Annotated in this window: 19 protein-coding genes; 7 read left to right on the top strand and 12 right to left on the bottom strand. The window is 65.0% G+C overall.

The window, feature by feature from the left end:
• The first annotated feature begins 57 nt into the window (after positions 1–57).
• The 5 genes from ACWKSV_RS10750 to ACWKSV_RS10730 all read left to right on the top strand — a co-directional run bounded on the left by ACWKSV_RS10750 (position 58) and on the right by ACWKSV_RS10730 (position 3,355).
• Positions 58–1,305, top strand: coding sequence for a multidrug effflux MFS transporter (locus ACWKSV_RS10750; protein ID WP_076717514.1), 1,248 nt, complete (start codon positions 58–60; stop codon positions 1,303–1,305).
• Positions 1,306–1,382: 77 nt separating this feature from the next.
• Positions 1,383–1,724, top strand: a complete 342-nt coding sequence (locus ACWKSV_RS10745; RefSeq protein ID WP_056436720.1) for a hypothetical protein — start codon at positions 1,383–1,385, stop codon at positions 1,722–1,724.
• Positions 1,721–2,053, top strand: a complete 333-nt coding sequence (locus ACWKSV_RS10740) for an MliC family protein (RefSeq protein WP_076717512.1) — start codon at positions 1,721–1,723, stop codon at positions 2,051–2,053. Before ACWKSV_RS10745 ends, ACWKSV_RS10740 begins: the two co-directional genes overlap by 4 nt.
• Before the next feature lie 232 nt (positions 2,054–2,285).
• The gene (locus ACWKSV_RS10735) at positions 2,286–2,927 is read left to right on the top strand and encodes an opacity protein (protein ID WP_076717510.1); all 642 of its coding nucleotides are present in this window, start codon (positions 2,286–2,288) and stop codon (positions 2,925–2,927) included.
• 92 nt (positions 2,928–3,019) lie between these two features.
• Positions 3,020–3,355 carry an HNH endonuclease gene (locus ACWKSV_RS10730; protein WP_237243444.1) on the top strand — a complete coding sequence of 112 codons (336 nt, stop codon included), beginning with the start codon at positions 3,020–3,022 and terminating at the stop codon, positions 3,353–3,355.
• A 367-nt stretch (positions 3,356–3,722) separates the two neighbouring features.
• Here the strand turns inward: ACWKSV_RS10730 and ACWKSV_RS10725 are convergent, their stop codons facing one another.
• Both ACWKSV_RS10725 and ACWKSV_RS10720 read right to left on the bottom strand, forming a co-directional pair.
• A complete protein-coding gene (locus tag ACWKSV_RS10725) occupies positions 3,723–4,778 on the bottom strand; it encodes a ribonucleotide-diphosphate reductase subunit beta (RefSeq protein WP_076717508.1) in 1,056 nt (351 codons plus the stop codon).
• 49 nt (positions 4,779–4,827) lie between these two features.
• Entirely contained in the window at positions 4,828–5,025 is a 198-nt protein-coding gene (locus tag ACWKSV_RS10720; protein ID WP_076717506.1) for a hypothetical protein, read from the bottom strand.
• Positions 5,026–5,081: 56 nt separating this feature from the next.
• On the opposite strand from ACWKSV_RS10720, the gene ACWKSV_RS10715 reads away from it, so the two are divergent.
• A complete protein-coding gene (locus ACWKSV_RS10715) occupies positions 5,082–5,333 on the top strand; it encodes a DUF2171 domain-containing protein (protein WP_076717504.1) in 252 nt (83 codons plus the stop codon).
• A gap of 77 nt (positions 5,334–5,410) precedes the next feature.
• On the opposite strand, the gene ACWKSV_RS10710 is transcribed toward ACWKSV_RS10715, so the two are convergent.
• The 4 genes from ACWKSV_RS10710 to ACWKSV_RS10695 form a co-directional block, all read right to left on the bottom strand.
• Entirely contained in the window at positions 5,411–5,803 is a 393-nt protein-coding gene (locus tag ACWKSV_RS10710) for an endonuclease domain-containing protein (protein ID WP_076718422.1), read from the bottom strand.
• Positions 5,804–5,909: 106 nt separating this feature from the next.
• On the bottom strand, positions 5,910–7,832 hold the full coding sequence (locus tag ACWKSV_RS10705; RefSeq protein ID WP_056436738.1) for a ribonucleoside-diphosphate reductase subunit alpha: 1,923 nt from the start codon (positions 7,830–7,832) through the stop codon (positions 5,910–5,912).
• A 361-nt stretch (positions 7,833–8,193) separates the two neighbouring features.
• Positions 8,194–8,688 carry a DUF3429 domain-containing protein gene (locus tag ACWKSV_RS10700; RefSeq protein WP_083706711.1) on the bottom strand — a complete coding sequence of 165 codons (495 nt, stop codon included), beginning with the start codon at positions 8,686–8,688 and terminating at the stop codon, positions 8,194–8,196.
• 69 nt (positions 8,689–8,757) lie between these two features.
• Positions 8,758–11,415: a putative bifunctional diguanylate cyclase/phosphodiesterase gene (locus tag ACWKSV_RS10695; RefSeq protein ID WP_237243441.1), complete on the bottom strand. Its 2,658-nt coding sequence runs from the start codon at positions 11,413–11,415 to the stop codon at positions 8,758–8,760.
• Positions 11,416–11,530: 115 nt separating this feature from the next.
• On the opposite strand from ACWKSV_RS10695, the gene ACWKSV_RS10690 reads away from it, so the two are divergent.
• A complete protein-coding gene (locus ACWKSV_RS10690; protein WP_076717502.1) occupies positions 11,531–13,054 on the top strand; it encodes a fumarate hydratase in 1,524 nt (507 codons plus the stop codon).
• Positions 13,055–13,215: 161 nt separating this feature from the next.
• Here the strand turns inward: ACWKSV_RS10690 and ACWKSV_RS10685 are convergent, their stop codons facing one another.
• From ACWKSV_RS10685 to ACWKSV_RS10660, 6 genes are read right to left on the bottom strand one after another with little or no spacing between them, the layout of a single operon-like run.
• Entirely contained in the window at positions 13,216–13,689 is a 474-nt protein-coding gene (locus ACWKSV_RS10685) for a hypothetical protein (RefSeq protein ID WP_483666794.1), read from the bottom strand.
• A gap of 32 nt (positions 13,690–13,721) precedes the next feature.
• Positions 13,722–14,234, bottom strand: a complete 513-nt coding sequence (locus ACWKSV_RS10680) for a hypothetical protein (RefSeq protein ID WP_076717498.1) — start codon at positions 14,232–14,234, stop codon at positions 13,722–13,724.
• On the bottom strand, positions 14,231–14,458 hold the full coding sequence (locus ACWKSV_RS10675; protein ID WP_076717496.1) for a hypothetical protein: 228 nt from the start codon (positions 14,456–14,458) through the stop codon (positions 14,231–14,233). The genes ACWKSV_RS10680 and ACWKSV_RS10675 overlap by 4 nt, the downstream gene beginning before the upstream one ends.
• 12 nt (positions 14,459–14,470) lie before the next feature.
• On the bottom strand, positions 14,471–14,716 hold the full coding sequence (locus tag ACWKSV_RS10670; RefSeq protein ID WP_076717494.1) for a hypothetical protein: 246 nt from the start codon (positions 14,714–14,716) through the stop codon (positions 14,471–14,473).
• Positions 14,717–14,749: 33 nt separating this feature from the next.
• The gene (locus ACWKSV_RS10665) at positions 14,750–15,250 is read right to left on the bottom strand and encodes a hypothetical protein (RefSeq protein WP_076717493.1); all 501 of its coding nucleotides are present in this window, start codon (positions 15,248–15,250) and stop codon (positions 14,750–14,752) included.
• A complete protein-coding gene (locus tag ACWKSV_RS10660) occupies positions 15,250–15,486 on the bottom strand; it encodes a helix-turn-helix transcriptional regulator (RefSeq protein WP_076717491.1) in 237 nt (78 codons plus the stop codon). The genes ACWKSV_RS10665 and ACWKSV_RS10660 overlap by 1 nt, the downstream gene beginning before the upstream one ends.
• Between the last annotated feature and the right edge of the window lie 77 nt (positions 15,487–15,563).

The raw sequence follows: 15,563 nt of genomic DNA, 5'->3' as shown, positions 1-15,563 counted from the left end.
AACGGAGCCGCTTTCCCGGTTCCCCTCTCCGTCCATCCACCCTATGGGACAAGCATCATGTCCGAATCCCGTTCCGCTGATCCGGTGACGCCTGTCACCGCCGAGCCTCCCGGCGCGCCCATCGGCTTTGTCGAGTTCGTCCTGCTGATCGCGGCGCTGATGGCGCTGACGGCGCTGGGCATCGATTCGATGCTGCCCGCACTGCCTGCCATCGGGGAGTCGCTGGGCGCGTCGCCCGCGGCGCGGGCGTTCGTCGTTACCGCCTTTCTGATCGGCTTCGGTGTGGCGCAGCTGGTGCATGGGCCGCTGGCCGATCGTTATGGGCGGCGGCGGGTGCTGATCGTCGCGCTCATCATCTACATCATCGCCAATGGCGCGTCGGCGGTGGCGGGCAGCTTCACCCTGTTGCTGGTCGCGCGGGTCTGTGCCGGGGCGGCGATCGCGGCGACGCGGGTGGCGACGGTGGCGCTGGTCCGCGACTGCTATCACGGGCGCGCGATGGCGCAGGTCATGTCGATCGCCTTCATGGTGTTCATGATCGTACCGATCCTGGCGCCGGCCTTTGGTGAGCTGGTGCTGCTGTTCGGCAATTGGCGACTGATCTTCTGGACGATCGCGGGCCTCGCCACGCTGGTCCTGGCCTGGTTTTCGCTTCGGATGCCCGAGACGCTGGCGGTGGAGGCGCAGCTGCCCATCTCGCTGACGCGCATCGTCGGGGGCTGGCGCGAGACGATTGGGGACCGGCTGTCGCTGGGCTATACGCTGGCGGCGACCGCGCTGATGGCGGCGCTCTATGGCTATCTGAACTCGGTGCAGCCGATCATGGCGCAGACCTTCGGTCGCGAGAAGCTGCTGGCGCTGATCTTCGCAACGACCTCGGTCACGATGGCAGCGGCGAACCTGCTCAACTCGCGGATCGTCATGCGGCTGGGCACGCGGCTGATCAGCCACAGCTCGGTCACGATCCTGATCATCGTGTCGGCGATTCACTTGGCCATCGCGCATTTCGGGGGTGAGTCGCTGATCGTCTTCGCAGTGCTCCAGGCGATCACCATGGCGTGTTTCGGTCTGGCGACCTCCAACTTCTCGTCCATGGCGATGGAGAATATGGGGCGGATCGCCGGGACCGCATCGAGCGTGCAGGGCTTTACCAGCGTCACCATCGGCTCGCTGATCGGCGCAGGCATCGGCCAGGCCTATGACGGGACGACGCAGCCGCTGACCCTGGGTTTCCTGATCGCTGGATGCGCGGCCTTTGCCTTCGTCTTCGCGACCGAGCGCGGGCGGATGTTCCGCCCCGCCTGACGGGTGTCTGACGCGGGTCGCGGGAACCGCCCGGCCCGCCCCCGTGTTCCCCCTCCACAGTTCAAGAGGAGGCAGTGATGGGCGGACATCAGGTTCCGAGCCAGGGACCCGGCGACGATGGCTGGGACGAAGAAGGCTATGACGAGAGCCAGCGTGCCGAAATCCTGGAGGTAACGCGCGACGGCCCCAGCGACGGCGTGCTGCTGACCGATATCGAACCCGATCTGGGGGACGACAGCGTCGAGGACGAGCCGATCGACGAACTCGACATGGACTCCGAAGAGGTCGGGACCAGCGATGCCTCGGTCGACATGGATGCCGAGGATATCGACGAAGACGATCTTCAGGAGGATTTCGAGGACGACACGGTGGCCGACGGCGATATCGACGACGCCGACGACACCGCCCTGCGGCCATGAACCGGCTTCCCGTCGCGCTGGCGGCGGGCGGCATCGTGCTGGTCGGCTGTTCGACCATGCCCGATCCGCGTGCTGCCTCGACGCTGCCGCCGATGGTCTCGACGACCTTCCAATGCGAGAATGGCAGCCGTTTCTGGGTGCGCTTCGACAATCGCGACGACAGCGCGTTGGTGCGCTTCGGCGACGATCTGGAGATGCGGCTGGAGGGGCAGCGCGCCGCGTCCGGCATCCACTATGCCGGATTCGGTCACGACCTGCGCGGCAAGGGGGGTGAGGTTGTTTTGACACGCCCCACCGGTGATTCCGTACGCTGCTTGGCTCAGCGTTGATGATGGCTGGCGGAAACCGGGCTGAAAAGTGGCGGAAATCTGCCATTGCCCCATTCCGCCCGCATTTGGTTCATCTAGGTGACAGGAACTGTGTCCCTGGTGCCACAGGTTGCGATAAGGCGATCAAAAATCTGAAATGTCGTGCAACCCATGGGCGTCTAGCCGGTTAAGCGGGCCTGGGCTGAGCGGTTCGATCCGCCGCCCCACATAGAATAAGAGAAGGGTATCTCACATGCGTAAGCTTTCCCTCGTCGCCGCTGCGGCGGCCGCGTTCGTTGCCGTGCCTGCCATGGCTCAGGACATGAACACCACCGACACGACGACCGCGGCTCCGGCCCCGGCCGACACCGCGACCGCTCCCGACGGCACCCGTGCCTTCGGTATCGAGCCGTACGTCGCGATCATGGGTGGTTGGGAGCAGTTCGATCGCCAGACGGTTGCCGGCATCCCGACGCAGCCCAAGGGCTACAACCTGGACGGCGCGCTGGTCGAGGGTATCGTTGGCTTCAATGTGCCGCTGGGCCCGGTGTTCGTCGGTGCCGAAGGCGCGGTCGCCAAGGGTGTGTCGGGTGACATCGACTGGCAGTATGGCGCCTATGGCCGCGCGGGCTTCCGCGCAGGTGAGAGCGGCCTGTTCTACGGCAAGGTCGGCTATCGCTGGAACAACTTCCACAACTTCGCTCCAGGCGTCGCTGGCGACCTGAAGCGGGACTATCACGCGACCGTGTACGGCGTCGGCGCCGAAGTCGGCCCGAAGGACATCGGTCTGGGCGGCCTGACCGGCAATTCGGGTCTGCGTCTGCGTATGGAAGTTTCGACCTTCGACAACGCGCACTCCTTCCGTCCGATGGCGGGTGTTGTCGCACACTTCTGATCCCTCTCGGATCCAGTTGGCGTAAAGGACGGGGTTCGGCAGCAATGCCGGACCCCGTTTTCTTATGGGGTGACTCTTCCCATATCGGGCGCATGGTCGGACGGGTGAAGCGAAAGGCGGGGCTGGTGGCCGCCGCCGAACGGATCGAGCAGCAACCCGCGGCGCGATCCTGCGCGCTGTGCGATCGGCCGCTGGGGGTGAAGGTGGAATGGCACCATCCCGTTCCCAAGAGCGAAGGCGGCCGCGAGACGGTGCCCGTCCATCCCATCTGCCATCGCACCATCCATGCGACCTTTTCCAATGGGGAACTGGCGCGGGGGTTCGCGGACTTCGCGGTGTTGCGGGCGCATCCCGAGATGGCGCGGTTCCTACGGTGGATTGCAGGGAAACCGGCGGACTTTCATGCGCCGACGCGGGCGGCGCGGTAGTTTGGGTTCGCGCAAAGACGCGAGGGCGCGAAGGAGGTTGGTTCGCGCAGAGGCGCGGAGGGTTCAGAGATCATTTGGGCGCGCGGCCAGCTCCCCAATCTCCGTTCAGCCTGAGCATAGTCGAAGGCCAAGGGAAACCCTCTCCCCGCAGCCCTTACGGCCGCAGGCCAAACTTGAAATTTCATAGTGTGGTAGGCGTTATCCCGTGGCCTTCGACTACGCTCAGGCTGAACGGATGTGAGGAGATCCTCCTCCTGCCTTTTTTCCTCCGCGCCCTCCGCGCCTCTGCGCGAACCAACCTTCTTCGCGCCATCGCGCCTTCGCGTGAACGAAAAAAAGGGCGGACCGAAGCCCGCCCTCTCTTAGATCACTCCGCCGCGACGCCCGCTGCCGAGAACATGTCGCCGGTTTCGCTCGGCTCCTCGTTCGCCGCCTTGGCGGTCTTGGCCTTTTGGCGGGTGTCGAACGCGTCCCAGACGTCGTTCCACTGGCCGCGCGTCGCCGCCTTGGAATATTCCGTGGCGCGCGTTTCGAAGAAGTTGGCATGCTCCACGCCGTTCAGCAGCGGGGTCAGCCAGGGCAGGGGATGCTCGTCGATCATGTAGATCGGCTTCAGGCCCAGCTGGCTGAGGCGCCAGTCGGCGATGTAGCGGATATACTTCTTGATCTCCTTGGGCTTCATCCCCTCGACCGGGCCCATTTCAAAGGCGAGGTCGATGAAATTGTCCTCCAGGCGGATCGTCGTCTGGCACACATCGGCGATGTCGTCCTTGACCGCCTTGGTCAGGCACTGGCGCTCCTGGCAGAAGGCGTGGAACATGCGGATGATGCCTTCGCAGTGCAGGCTCTCGTCGCGCACCGACCAGCTGACGATCTGGCCCATGCCCTTCATCTTGTTGAAGCGCGGGAAGTTCATCAGCATCGCGAAGGACGCGAACAACTGCACGCCCTCGGTGAAGCCGCCGAACATGGCCAGCGTACGCGCGATGTCCTCGTCGCTGTCGACGCCGAAATTCTGCATGTAATCATGCTTGTCCTTCATCTCGGCATATTCGAGGAAGGCGCCATATTCGCTTTCGGGCATGCCGATCGTGTCGAGCAGATGGCTGTAGGCGGCGATGTGCACCGTCTCCATGTTGGAGAAGGCGGTCAGCATCATCTTGACCTCGGTCGGCTTGAACACCCGGCCGTATTTCTCGTGATAGCAGTCCTGCACCTCGACGTCGGCCTGGGTGAAGAAGCGGAAGATCTGGGTCAGCAGGTTGCGTTCGTGATCGGTCAGCTTCTGCGCCCAGTCGCGGCAATCCTCGCCCAGCGGCACCTCTTCGGGCAGCCAGTGGAGCTGTTGCTGGCGCTTCCAGAACTCGAACGCCCAAGGATATTCGAAGGGCTTATACTGCTTGGAGGCTTGGAGGAGAGGCATCGGGGTTACTCCGGATACAAATCAAATGAGGTGATAGGTGAAGGCCGGTTCAGCCGCTGCTCGCCCAGGAGCGCAGAGCGGTGGCGAAACCGGCGAGAATGATTCCGCCCATGGCGAACATGGTGCCCGCGATCAGCCGGGCGTAACGGCCCTGCTCCGAACGGGGGGTGCGGAGTTGCAGCAACAGCGTTGCGCCGATCCCGGTTAACAGGGCGGCAACGCCGTACATGATCGCCGCCCCCGTCATGCGACCATTTCCAGCGTTGCGCGTTCCGAACCCGAACCCAACACAGGAGACGTAAGATGGTCGATGTCAGCCAGATCAAGGAACATGCCGAAGTCGTCGGCGCGGACGGCGTCCATGTCGGCACGGTCGATCATGTCGATGGCGACCGCATCAAGCTGACCAAGAACGACAGCCCGCAGACCGAGGACGGGCAGGGCGCCAAGCACCATTACCTGCCGCTCGGCCTGGTCGCCGAGGTCGAGGGCGACACCGTCCGCCTGTCGGCCACCGGCCAGAACGCCGTCGACCAGTTCGAAGAGGCCGAGTGAGCTTCTAACCCCTCTCCCCTTGTGGGAGAGGGAGGGGCCCGCGGCCGCAGGCCGTGGGAGGGTGAGGGGGCCATCCATCACGGGCGGCCCTTTTGCTTATTCGCCGCCCACGCGCCGATAGCCATTACGACGCCGTCGAGATTGGTCATGACATCGGCGTTGGCAAAGCGGATCACGTCATAGCCTTCATGTTTAAGGAAGCGGGTGCGGTTGACATCGCTATCCCGCTTCAACGCGTGATCGTCGCCATCGAGTTCGACGATCAGCCGTGTTGCGTGCGAGCAGAAATCGGCGTGGTACGGACCCATCGGAACCTGTCGGCGAAACTTCATGCCCGGCAGCGCGTCGCGCAGGGCTCGCCATAGCCGACGTTCGGGTTCGCCGGCATTCTGGCGCAGCGCACGCGATCGGTCGACGGTGGTGGCGGGAAGGAGTTGGCGTTTGGTCAGGCCTTGGGCATTGCCCCTCACCCTTCCCACGGCCTTTGGCCGCGGGCCCCTTCCCTCTCCCACAAGGGGAGAGGGAGGGTTGGCGGAATGCGAGGTCATGGCTCGACCTTCCCGTTAGGCCATCACCTCACTGACATGCCAGGCATTCGTCATAATCGGTCGTCTCACCAATCTCGAACTTGGGCGCGCTGATCGTGTTGTCCGCCTCGACGCCGCCGCTCCCAGCGAAACCGGCGCGCTGCACCGACTTCGAGCGGAGGTAATAGAGCGACTTGATGCCCAGCTCCCAGGCGCGGAAGTGGAGCATCAGCAGGTCCCACTTTTCCACATCGGCCGGGATGAACAGGTTCAGCGACTGCGCCTGGTCGATATAGGGCGTCCGATCACCCGCCAGTTCGAGCAGCCAGCGCTGGTCGATCTCGAACGAGGTCTTGAACGTGTCCTTCTCTTCCGGCGACAGGAAGTCGAGATGCTGGACCGAGCCGCCATGCTCGAGGATCGAGTTCCAGACCGCGTCCGAATTCTTCGACTTCGCGATCAGGATCTTCTCCAGATAGGCGTTCTTGACCGCGAACGACCCGGACAGCGTCTTGTGGGTATAGATGTTCGCGGGGATCGGCTCGATACACGCGCTGGTGCCGCCGCAGATGATGCTGATCGACGCGGTCGGCGCGATCGCCATCTTGCAGCTGAAACGCTCCATCACGCCGACATCCGCCGCGTCGGGGCACGGCCCGCGCTCGACCGCCAGGGTCATCGACGCCTGGTTCACCTGCGCATTGATGTGCTTGAACATGCGCAGGTTCCACGACTTGGCCATCGCGCCCTCGAAGGGAAGCCCGCGCGCCTGGAGGAAGCTGTGGAAGCCCATCACGCCCAGGCCGACCGAGCGCTCGCGCCCGGCCGAATAGGCGGCGCGCTCCATGCCCGGCTCGTGCCGCTCGATATAGTCCTGAAGCACATTGTCGAGAAAACGCATCACGTCCTCGATGAACTGCTTATCGTCCTTCCACTCGTCCCAGGTTTCCAGGTTGAGCGACGACAGGCAGCAGACGGCGGTGCGATCCTTGCCCTTATGGTCGATGCCGGTCGGCAGGGTGATTTCCGAACACAGGTTCGACGTCGACACCTTCAGCCCCAGCTCGCGATGGTGCTTGGGCATGTTCTTATTCACATGATCGGCGAACACGATGTACGGTTCGCCGGTCGCCAGACGGGTCTCGACCAGCTTCTGGAACAGCGCGCGCGCGTCGACGGTCGCGCGGACCTCGCCGGTCTTCGGGCTCTTCAGCTGCCATTCGGCGCCGTCGCGCACCGCTTCCATGAAGGCGTCGGGGATCAGCACGCCGTGGTGCAGGTTCAGCGCCTTGCGGTTGAAGTCGCCGCTGGGCTTGCGGATCTCCAGGAACTCCTCGATCTCGGGGTGCGAGATATCGAGATAGCAGGCGGCCGAACCGCGACGCAGCGAACCCTGGCTGATGGCGAGCGTCAGCGAATCCATCACGCGGACGAAGGGGATGATACCGCTGGTCTTGCCGTTCAGGCCAACCGGCTCGCCGATGCCGCGCACCTGGCCCCAATAGGTGCCGATGCCGCCGCCGCGCGAGGCGAGCCAGACATTCTCGTTCCAGGTAGTGACGATGCCGTCCAGGCTGTCGGGCACCGAATTAAGGTAGCAGCTGATCGGCAGGCCGCGACCGGTGCCGCCGTTCGACAGCACCGGCGTGGCGGGCATGAACCACAGCTTCGAGATATAGTCGTACAGCCGCTGGGCATGTTCGGCATTGTCGGCATAGGCCGAGGCCACGCGCACGAACAGGTCCTGATAGCTTTCGCCGGGCAGGAGATAGCGGTCGTTCAGCGTTTCCTTGCCGAAGTCGGTCAGCAGCGCGTCGCGCGCATGGTCGACCTCGACCGGATAGGGTTGCGGGCGCACCGACTTGGTGTCCGCCGGGGTGGGGGCGGGTGCCGCGTTCTGGGCCGTATCCGCCGCCATCTTTTCAAGCATATCAGTGGTCATGTCGCTATCCCGGCTATCCCTGAAATCCATCATCGATGCCGCTCCTTTGTTCTTGTTCCGTTCGAGTCGGCATCCAGCCCCTAGCACCGCGCGCCAGGCGCGTCGCGATCAGGATGGGAAGGGAGGTACAATCCCCGATTCCGGGGCTTTCTCCGCATCCGGCCATGCATTTCGGCATGACCTCATCCTACCAGTGCTTGGGGCCCTTCCCGACCTCTTCCACAATCCTTAGTGGAAAATCCCGAGCAGCACCGCAAGAGGTTAAAGCGCGGGACGGGGGTTGGTTGCGACGAATGGCGGGCGCGTCCGGGCCGCCCAAAAGCCGCGACGCACGGATGTCTGCGGGGTTCGGGAAGCGCAAGTCCCTAAAAATATTTTTTGGCCGCCGGGATCAGCGCGGGACGAGCAGGAAGAGCGCGATGAGGCCGAGAATCGCCACCGCCATCTGGGGTGGTCGCAGCCGCGCGAAATGCCCCGGCGCGCCGCCCCAACTGGCCAGCCAGGGATCGGTCAGCGCGATCGACGCATAGCCCAGGATCAACAATCCGAAGCCGGTCGACGGCCCCGCGATCAAGGCCAGCAGCCCCAGCGAGAAGCGCAGGATCATCGTCGCCATCTGCGAGACATGAGTACCGCCCGGCGTGAAGAAGCTCAGGCCGCGCGCGACGCCCGCCAGGAAGATCAGGATCGCCGCCCCCCAAATCTGTCCGATGAGCAGGGCCAGCGGCATACCCGCCCAGGCGGCCAGCGCGGTGAGGGGCAGCACCAGTACCGGACCATAGCCGAAGACCAGGCTGAGCAAGGGGATCCGGCGCGATGCGCCCTCCGGCGTGGGGGCGGGGGTGGGGGCCGGATTGAGGCCCGGATTGGGAGTGGTCGGGGTCATGACGGCGCGAACGTGCGGCGCGGCGTTCCTATCCCGCCCCGATGCCGCCGCCCGTGCGGGCGGCACCGATCAGGCGGATCGAAGCCGCGCGTCCCCCTCCTCCTGCGCCTTGTCCAGCCATGGATGATCCTCGGGCAGCGGCGTGGCGAAGGCTAGGCCCACCCGTCCTTCGCGCTCCCATCGGATATAGCCGCGAACGGGGGCGTCGCCGCCGAGGCGGATGCCGACTGCCGCCCCGCCCACGATATAGGCGGGGGGAAGCCCCTCGATCATGGTGCCGGTGGTCGACAGGTCGCGGATGCGGACATCGATCGTCGCATCCCCCGACAGGATCTGGGCGATGCGCAGGATCTTCACCCGAGGGCGACGGAGCGATTTCAGGCCGACCGGTTCGGCATGGCCGCCATGCTCGCGCATCGACTGGGGGACGTCGGGCGCTTCCATCGGCTTGCCATAGACGAAGCCCTGGATATGGCTACACCCCAGGCTGCGGATCATCTCGATCTCGTCCTGGATCTCGACGCCTTCGGCGGTCGTCTCCATGCCCAGCGTGTCGGCCATGGTCACGATCGCGCGGATGATCGCGGCATTGCGGCTGCCCTGGCTGCTCGCGCCGCGCACGAAGGACTGGTCGATCTTGATCTTGTCGAACGGCGCGTGACGCAGATAGCCGAGCGAGGAATAGCCCGTGCCGAAATCGTCGAGCGCCAGCCGGATGCCCAGCGCCTTCAACGCGGCGAACTGGCGATGCGATTCCTGATTGTCGTTCAGGAAGACGCTCTCGGTGATCTCCAGCTCCAGCCGCGCCGCCGCGAGGCCCGATTGCGCCAGTGCCTGCGCGACCAGCGCGGGCAGATGCGGCTTGGCGAACTGGATCGACGACACGTTGACCGCGACGCGCGCCTCCCGCGGCCAGCCCGCCGCCTCGGCACAGGCGGTGCGCATCACCCATTCGCCGATCTGTTCGATCAGGCCGCAATCCTCGGCGACCGGAATGAACTGCGACGGCGGGATGTTGCCCTGTTCGGGGTGGTGCCAGCGCAGCAGGGCTTCATAACCGACGATCATGGCATCGCGGGTGGATACGACCGGCTGATAGACCAGGCGGAACTGCCCCTGCGCGACGGCGATGCGCAGGTCTTCCTCCATCCGCTTGCGGCTGCGCGCGCCTTCCAGCATCGCCTCGGCATAGAAACGGTGCACGCCGCGCCCGTCGCCCTTGGCCGCGTACAGGCCCAGATCGGCGTTGCGGATCAGCGTCTGCGAATCCTCGCCGTCATAGGGCGCGATGGCGATGCCGATCGAACAGCCGATCGTGACCTCGTTGCCCAGAATGTCATAGGGGCGCGACAGCGCGGCAATGATCCGGTCCGCCAGCATGGCCAGCCGATCCCGCGCATCGATGCCGGGCAGCAGGATCTGGAACTCGTCGCCGCCCAGTCGTCCGACCAGCCCGACATCGCCGACCACCTCCTCCAGCCGCCGCGCGACCTGTTGCAGCAACAGGTCCCCTGCCTGATGGCCCAGCGTGTCGTTGACCGCCTTGAACCGGTCGAGGTCCATCAGGAACAGCGCATTGGGGCGCCAGGGGTGGATCGACTGTTTCAGCGTCTTGTCGAGCGACAGGGTCATGCGCTGGCGATTGGCCAGCCCGGTCAGGCTGTCGAACAGCGCCAGGCGGGTGATCTCCGCCTCCGACCGGCGCTTCTCGGTCAGGTCGGAGCCCGAACCGATAAAGCCGCGAAACCGGCCGATACTGTCCAGGATCGGTCGGCCGGAGATCGACCACCAGCGTTCCGACACCGCTCCCCCCTCGGCCACCGCGCAGACGGTGTAATCGGAAAAGCCGGTGCGCGACGACAGGTGGAAGGACAGGGTCCGTTCGGTGCCGGGTGCGGAGGGATCCATCTGGAACAGTTCGGTCAGCACTTGCCCACGGCTGTCGAGACCCGAGGCGGCCAGATCGCGTGCGACCTTGTCCGACAGATAGGTGAGCCGCCCATGCCGATCGGTTTCCCAGAACCAGCCGGTGCCATGCTCCTCGAACTCGGCGATCATCTTCACCGCCTGCTGCCCTTGGCCAAAGGCCTGGGCGCGGTCGCGGGCGCCGTCATAATCGAGCTGCCCGACGGCGCGCGCCTTGAGGATCAGGAAGATCAGCGGCGGGAGGACCGCTACCAGGACCGGCAGCACCGACACGCCCCAGGCCAGCGCCGTGACCGGCGCCAGAAACGCGAAGCCGAAGGAATAGCCCAGCAGCGCGCCGCGCACCGCGTTCAGCATCGATGCGGTCGCCCACATGGTGCAGGCGAGCGTCAGCACGGCCACCCATCCGCTGGTGCCGTGATGCGCATTCGCCACGATCAGCAGCATCGGCCCGGTGGCCAGCGCGACCAGCAGGCCCATGACGCTCAGCCACTGTTTCAGCCGGTAGAAGGGCCATTGCCGAGCGACGCCGCGCCACAGCACGAAACCGAAGACCAGCGTGGCCGCCACCATCAGGCCGCCCGCCACTGCCCTTTCGATCCGTTGGGACGACGGCTCGCCCAGCGAATCGACCCCCAAGATGGTTGCCACGGCCACCAGATTCTGCAGGACGGCCAGCGGCCAGGTACGGCACAGCGTCTTCAGACGCCCCAGGTGGAGCGACACCAGCAACTCGTCATTATCCTCGGCCAGCCCCATCAGGGCGAGGAAGGACAGGGTCTTGGAGGAGGCTGGCGACATGCGGGGTGCGGGTTTCCAATAATGTCGCGCCACCCTGCGCTAATGCTGGTTAAGATAGCTTGAAACCGGCGCCCTCCATTGCGCCGGCCGCGCCCCTTTCGCTAAGGACGGATGCATGACGACCCTGATCCGCGACACCGACCTGATCGAGAGCGTGGCCGACGCGCTCCAGTTCATCAGCTATTACCACCCGATGGATTATATCCGTGCGCTGGGTAAGGCCTATGAGGCTGAGAAGAGCCCGGCGGCCAAGGATGCCATCGCGCAGATCCTGACCAACAGCCGGATGTGCGCGGAGGGGCATCGCCCGATCTGCCAGGACACCGGCATCGTTACGGTCTTCGTGAAATGGGGCCAGGACTGCCGCCTGTCGGGCGACCGTTCGCTCCAGGAGGTCGTCGATGAGGGCGTGCGCCGCGCCTATCTCCATCCCGAGAACAAGCTGCGCGCCTCGATCCTCGCCGACCCCGCCTTCACCCGCCGCAATACCAAGGACAACACGCCCTCGGTCCTCCATGTCGAGATGGTGCCGGGCAACAAGGTCACCGTCGATGTCGCGGCCAAGGGCGGCGGCTCGGAGAACAAGTCGAAGTTCAAGATGATGAACCCGTCCGACTCGATCGTCGACTGGGTGCTGGAAATGGTGCCGCAAATGGGCGCGGGCTGGTGCCCGCCCGGCATGCTCGGCATCGGCATCGGCGGCACGGCGGAAAAGGCGGTGCTGCTCGCCAAGGAATCGCTGATGGGCGCGATCGACATGGGCCAGCTCAAGGAGCGTGGACCGCGTAACGATATCGAGGCGCTGCGCATCGAGCTGTTCGACAAGGTCAATGCGCTGGGCATCGGTGCGCAGGGGCTGGGCGGCCTGTCCACCATCCTCGACGTCAAGATCATGGACTGGCCGACCCATGCGGCGTCCAAGCCCGTCGCGATGATCCCCAATTGCGCCGCGACCCGCCACGCGCATTTCACGCTGGACGGCTCGGGCCCGGTCTATCTCGAAGCCCCCAAGCTGGAGGAATGGCCCAAGGTCGACTGGAAGCCGGACCTTCAGGCGGCCAAGCGCGTCGACCTGAACACGCTGACGCCCCAAGAGGTGAAGAGCTGGAAGCATGGCGACCGGCTGCTCTTGAACGGCAAGATGCTGACGGGGCGCGACGCCGCGCACAAGCGGATCAAGGACATGCTCGATCGCGGCGAGGAACTGCCGGTCGAGTTCAAGGGCCGGGTGATCTATTATGTCGGACCCGTAGATCCGGTCGGCGAGGAAGTGGTCGGCCCGGCGGGCCCGACGACCGCGACCCGTATGGACAAGTTCACCCGCATGATGCTCGACCAGGGCCTGCTGGCGATGGTCGGCAAGGCCGAGCGCGGCCCGGCCGCCACCGACGCGATCCGCGAACACCAGTCCGCCTATCTGATGGCGGTCGGCGGCGCCGCCTATCTCGTCGCCCGCGCGATCAAGGGATCCAAGGTCGTCGGCTTCGAAGACCTGGGCATGGAGGCGATCTACGAATTCGACGTGGAGAACTTCCCCGTCACCGTCGCGGTCGATTCCGAAGGCCAGAACGTCCACACCCTGGCCCCGCTGGTATGGCGCGACAAGATCGCCAAGGAAGGCCTGCTGACCCCGGCGTAAGGCTCAATCCTCCCCATCGCGGATGAGAAGGATTGGGTAAGGCCGAACGGCGCGAAACACTCCCAATTCCTCCCCAAGCTTGGCTTGGGGAGGGGGACCGCCGGGCGACAGCGGTGGTGGAGGGGCAGGCAACACCAGCGATGAGACCACCACTCTTCGTCCTATTCCGCGTCCTCCCACCGCACCGCCCAGCTGACATAGGCGGCGGGCACGGCGTTTATGATCGTGAAGAGCAGGAATATGGTCTGGATGGCGCCCTGCATAATCATGGCCTTCGGAACGTCGAAGGCGAGCCCTCCCATCAGCAGGCACAGTGCGACCATCGTCGTGACCGCAAAGACCTTGAACGCCATCAGATAGGCCCGCACTTGGATTGCACGGTCCCATTCGTCGATCATCTCCACTAAGCTGCCGGATGATTTGATTGGTCCCAGAATTCGCACGAACGTACCGACCGCGAAGCCGATCATCCCGATGCCGTAACCGAGATAGGTGCCCGATCCGCTCAGGTCTTGGGCAAGCGAAACGCCATAGCCGCCAAAGGCCAGCGCCAGCGCGATCCCCGACGGCCAGCGCATCGGGCGGCGGCGCGGCGGCTGCTCGGTCAGCGCTGGAACACCGGTCCAGCGCACCATGGCATCGAGCCGTTCGAAAAGGCGTTGATTCGTCACAGGGGCTCGTCCTCGGCATCGGGCAAGGGGACCATGAACTCGGCCAACATGATGGGCAGGCTCAGCATCATCATGACCGTCGCATATCCGACAGCACCCCATTGCCGAGATGTCTGCGGCATCGGCCAGCCCGCCCGCGCGGCGAAGGTCAGCCAGAGGAAAAGCAGGCCAATGACGATCAGATTGACGAGATAGGCCCGCCGGGCGGCGGCCAGCAGGGCGTCGCGCTCATATTCGTCATACCGCTCGAAACCGTGCTTCGTAAGCCAGGATTGCCGTGCGAAAGGCGAGGAAACACTGGTGGTGATCAGCAACACGCTCAACGGCATGACATTGGGAAACACGCCATCCGCGTGGCCCGGCGTCAGCATCTCGAAGACGGGAATGGCGGCGACGAAGGCCAAGCCACCGACCAGCCCCCACCGCACCCAATAGCGACGCGGCCGGTGCTTCATCGCGTTGGCGGCCCATTCGTTGGCGTCATATCCGTCGTCGCGATAGCCGCTCATGCGTCGCGCTCCTGATCGGGGAGGGGGATGGCGATTTCGGCGAAGAGCGCGGGCAGCGTGGTGAACAACGACGCCATCGCCATCGCCCAGAGCAGCCAGGCCCGTGCGCCGAGCGCGACCGGCATGCCTGCCCGGCTCGCCCAGGCGGCGGCCAGGGTCAGTGCGACCAACAGGACCGCGATCACGGCGTGCGCCCGCGCGGTCGCGACCCCCAGTGATGCCATCTCGAACTCGTCCTATTGCCCGCGCCCGGGCAGGAATAATGGCGTGCGGGCAAAAGGCGACAGGCCAAAGGCGTTGGTGATGTTAAGGGCACTCAGCGCCAGCAGGCCGTCGTCCGGCTCTGCGCCCGCTAACGTCACGGCCAGCGCGGTGACGACCGGCCAGATCGTTCCGAGCCCGAGCGCCCAGCGGACCCATTTGCGCCGCCGGATCATCGGGGCGGGCGGCTCCACGACATCGAAGCGCGCGTCATAGCGCATGGCGGCATACTCCGCCGACGGGCCGATCGAGCCTCATGCTGCGTCCTCCTGTTCGGGAAAGGAAATGGCGAATTCGGCGAGCATCACCGGCAGGTTGCTGGCGATGACGAGCAGAGAGACGGCCCAGACCAGCCAATCGAGCGGATGGCGGGGCATCGGCCAGGCCTGCGCCGTGGCCACCGCGCACCAGATGAAGGGGAGCGCGACAAGTGCGACGATGAGGCGATAGGCGCGACGATGGGCCTGCATGATGACGGTCCGTTCGAACTCGTCATAGTCCCGGCACCGCCTGCGCGCGAAGGACGAACAGCCCGACGCGGTACCAAAGGCGGAAAACAATATCGCCAGATGGGTCAGCGCATCCTGACGATCGCCGCTCGGCACTACGACCTGCGCGATGGCCACGATCAGCGACATGCCGAACACGAACGCCAGCATCCATCGCACAGCGCGGTAGCGGGAGGGGCGGTCGCCACGCGCGCCTAGCTCGTCGACCGTCGTGCGGCCGGTCCAGCGGCGGCTGTCATAGCGCATCAGGCGTCTCCATCCCGACGCAGCGCGTCGGTCAGCGAGGGAAAGGGGGTGAGGGAGAAGATCAGCTCGACCGGCGCGTCGAAATAGGCGGCAATCTTCAGGCCCAGTTCGAGGCTGGGCTTATAGTCGCCGCGCTCGAGATAGCCGATGGTCTGCGGATTGACACCGACCGCCTCCGCCAGCTCGCGCCGCGATACGTTGAGGTCGTTCCGGAACAGGGCGATGCGGTTGTGCATACAGGCAAGCTATATGAATTGTTGTCTTTACACAACGATTCGTTTTCGCTGCCTACAAGGTCATATTCCTCCTCTTT

This window comes from Sphingomonas sp. SphC10 (genome assembly GCF_057004845.1).
The sequence above is the reverse complement of the archived record's forward strand: the minus strand, read 5'-3'. Positions and strand labels throughout refer to the sequence as shown.

Bases quoted from the DNA above. Each gene is read 5' to 3' on its own strand.
- ACWKSV_RS10750 (WP_076717514.1), top strand. From the start codon at position 58: ATGTCCGAATCCCGTTCCGCTGATCCGGTGACGCCTGTCACCGCCGAG.
- ACWKSV_RS10745 (WP_056436720.1), top strand. From the start codon at position 1,383: ATGGGCGGACATCAGGTTCCGAGCCAGGGACCCGGCGACGATGGCTGG.
- ACWKSV_RS10740 (WP_076717512.1), top strand. From the start codon at position 1,721: ATGAACCGGCTTCCCGTCGCGCTGGCGGCGGGCGGCATCGTGCTGGTC.
- ACWKSV_RS10735 (WP_076717510.1), top strand. From the start codon at position 2,286: ATGCGTAAGCTTTCCCTCGTCGCCGCTGCGGCGGCCGCGTTCGTTGCC.
- ACWKSV_RS10730 (WP_237243444.1), top strand. From the start codon at position 3,020: ATGGTCGGACGGGTGAAGCGAAAGGCGGGGCTGGTGGCCGCCGCCGAA.
- ACWKSV_RS10725 (WP_076717508.1), bottom strand. From the start codon at position 4,778: ATGCCTCTCCTCCAAGCCTCCAAGCAGTATAAGCCCTTCGAATATCCT.
- ACWKSV_RS10720 (WP_076717506.1), bottom strand. From the start codon at position 5,025: ATGACGGGGGCGGCGATCATGTACGGCGTTGCCGCCCTGTTAACCGGG.
- ACWKSV_RS10715 (WP_076717504.1), top strand. From the start codon at position 5,082: ATGGTCGATGTCAGCCAGATCAAGGAACATGCCGAAGTCGTCGGCGCG.
- ACWKSV_RS10705 (WP_056436738.1), bottom strand. From the start codon at position 7,832: ATGGATTTCAGGGATAGCCGGGATAGCGACATGACCACTGATATGCTT.
- ACWKSV_RS10700 (WP_083706711.1), bottom strand. From the start codon at position 8,688: ATGACCCCGACCACTCCCAATCCGGGCCTCAATCCGGCCCCCACCCCC.
- ACWKSV_RS10695 (WP_237243441.1), bottom strand. From the start codon at position 11,415: ATGTCGCCAGCCTCCTCCAAGACCCTGTCCTTCCTCGCCCTGATGGGG.
- ACWKSV_RS10690 (WP_076717502.1), top strand. From the start codon at position 11,531: ATGACGACCCTGATCCGCGACACCGACCTGATCGAGAGCGTGGCCGAC.
- ACWKSV_RS10685 (WP_483666794.1), bottom strand. From the start codon at position 13,689: ATGGTGCGCTGGACCGGTGTTCCAGCGCTGACCGAGCAGCCGCCGCGC.
- ACWKSV_RS10680 (WP_076717498.1), bottom strand. From the start codon at position 14,234: ATGAGCGGCTATCGCGACGACGGATATGACGCCAACGAATGGGCCGCC.
- ACWKSV_RS10675 (WP_076717496.1), bottom strand. From the start codon at position 14,458: ATGGCATCACTGGGGGTCGCGACCGCGCGGGCGCACGCCGTGATCGCG.
- ACWKSV_RS10670 (WP_076717494.1), bottom strand. From the start codon at position 14,716: ATGCGCTATGACGCGCGCTTCGATGTCGTGGAGCCGCCCGCCCCGATG.
- ACWKSV_RS10665 (WP_076717493.1), bottom strand. From the start codon at position 15,250: ATGCGCTATGACAGCCGCCGCTGGACCGGCCGCACGACGGTCGACGAG.
- ACWKSV_RS10660 (WP_076717491.1), bottom strand. From the start codon at position 15,486: ATGCACAACCGCATCGCCCTGTTCCGGAACGACCTCAACGTATCGCGG.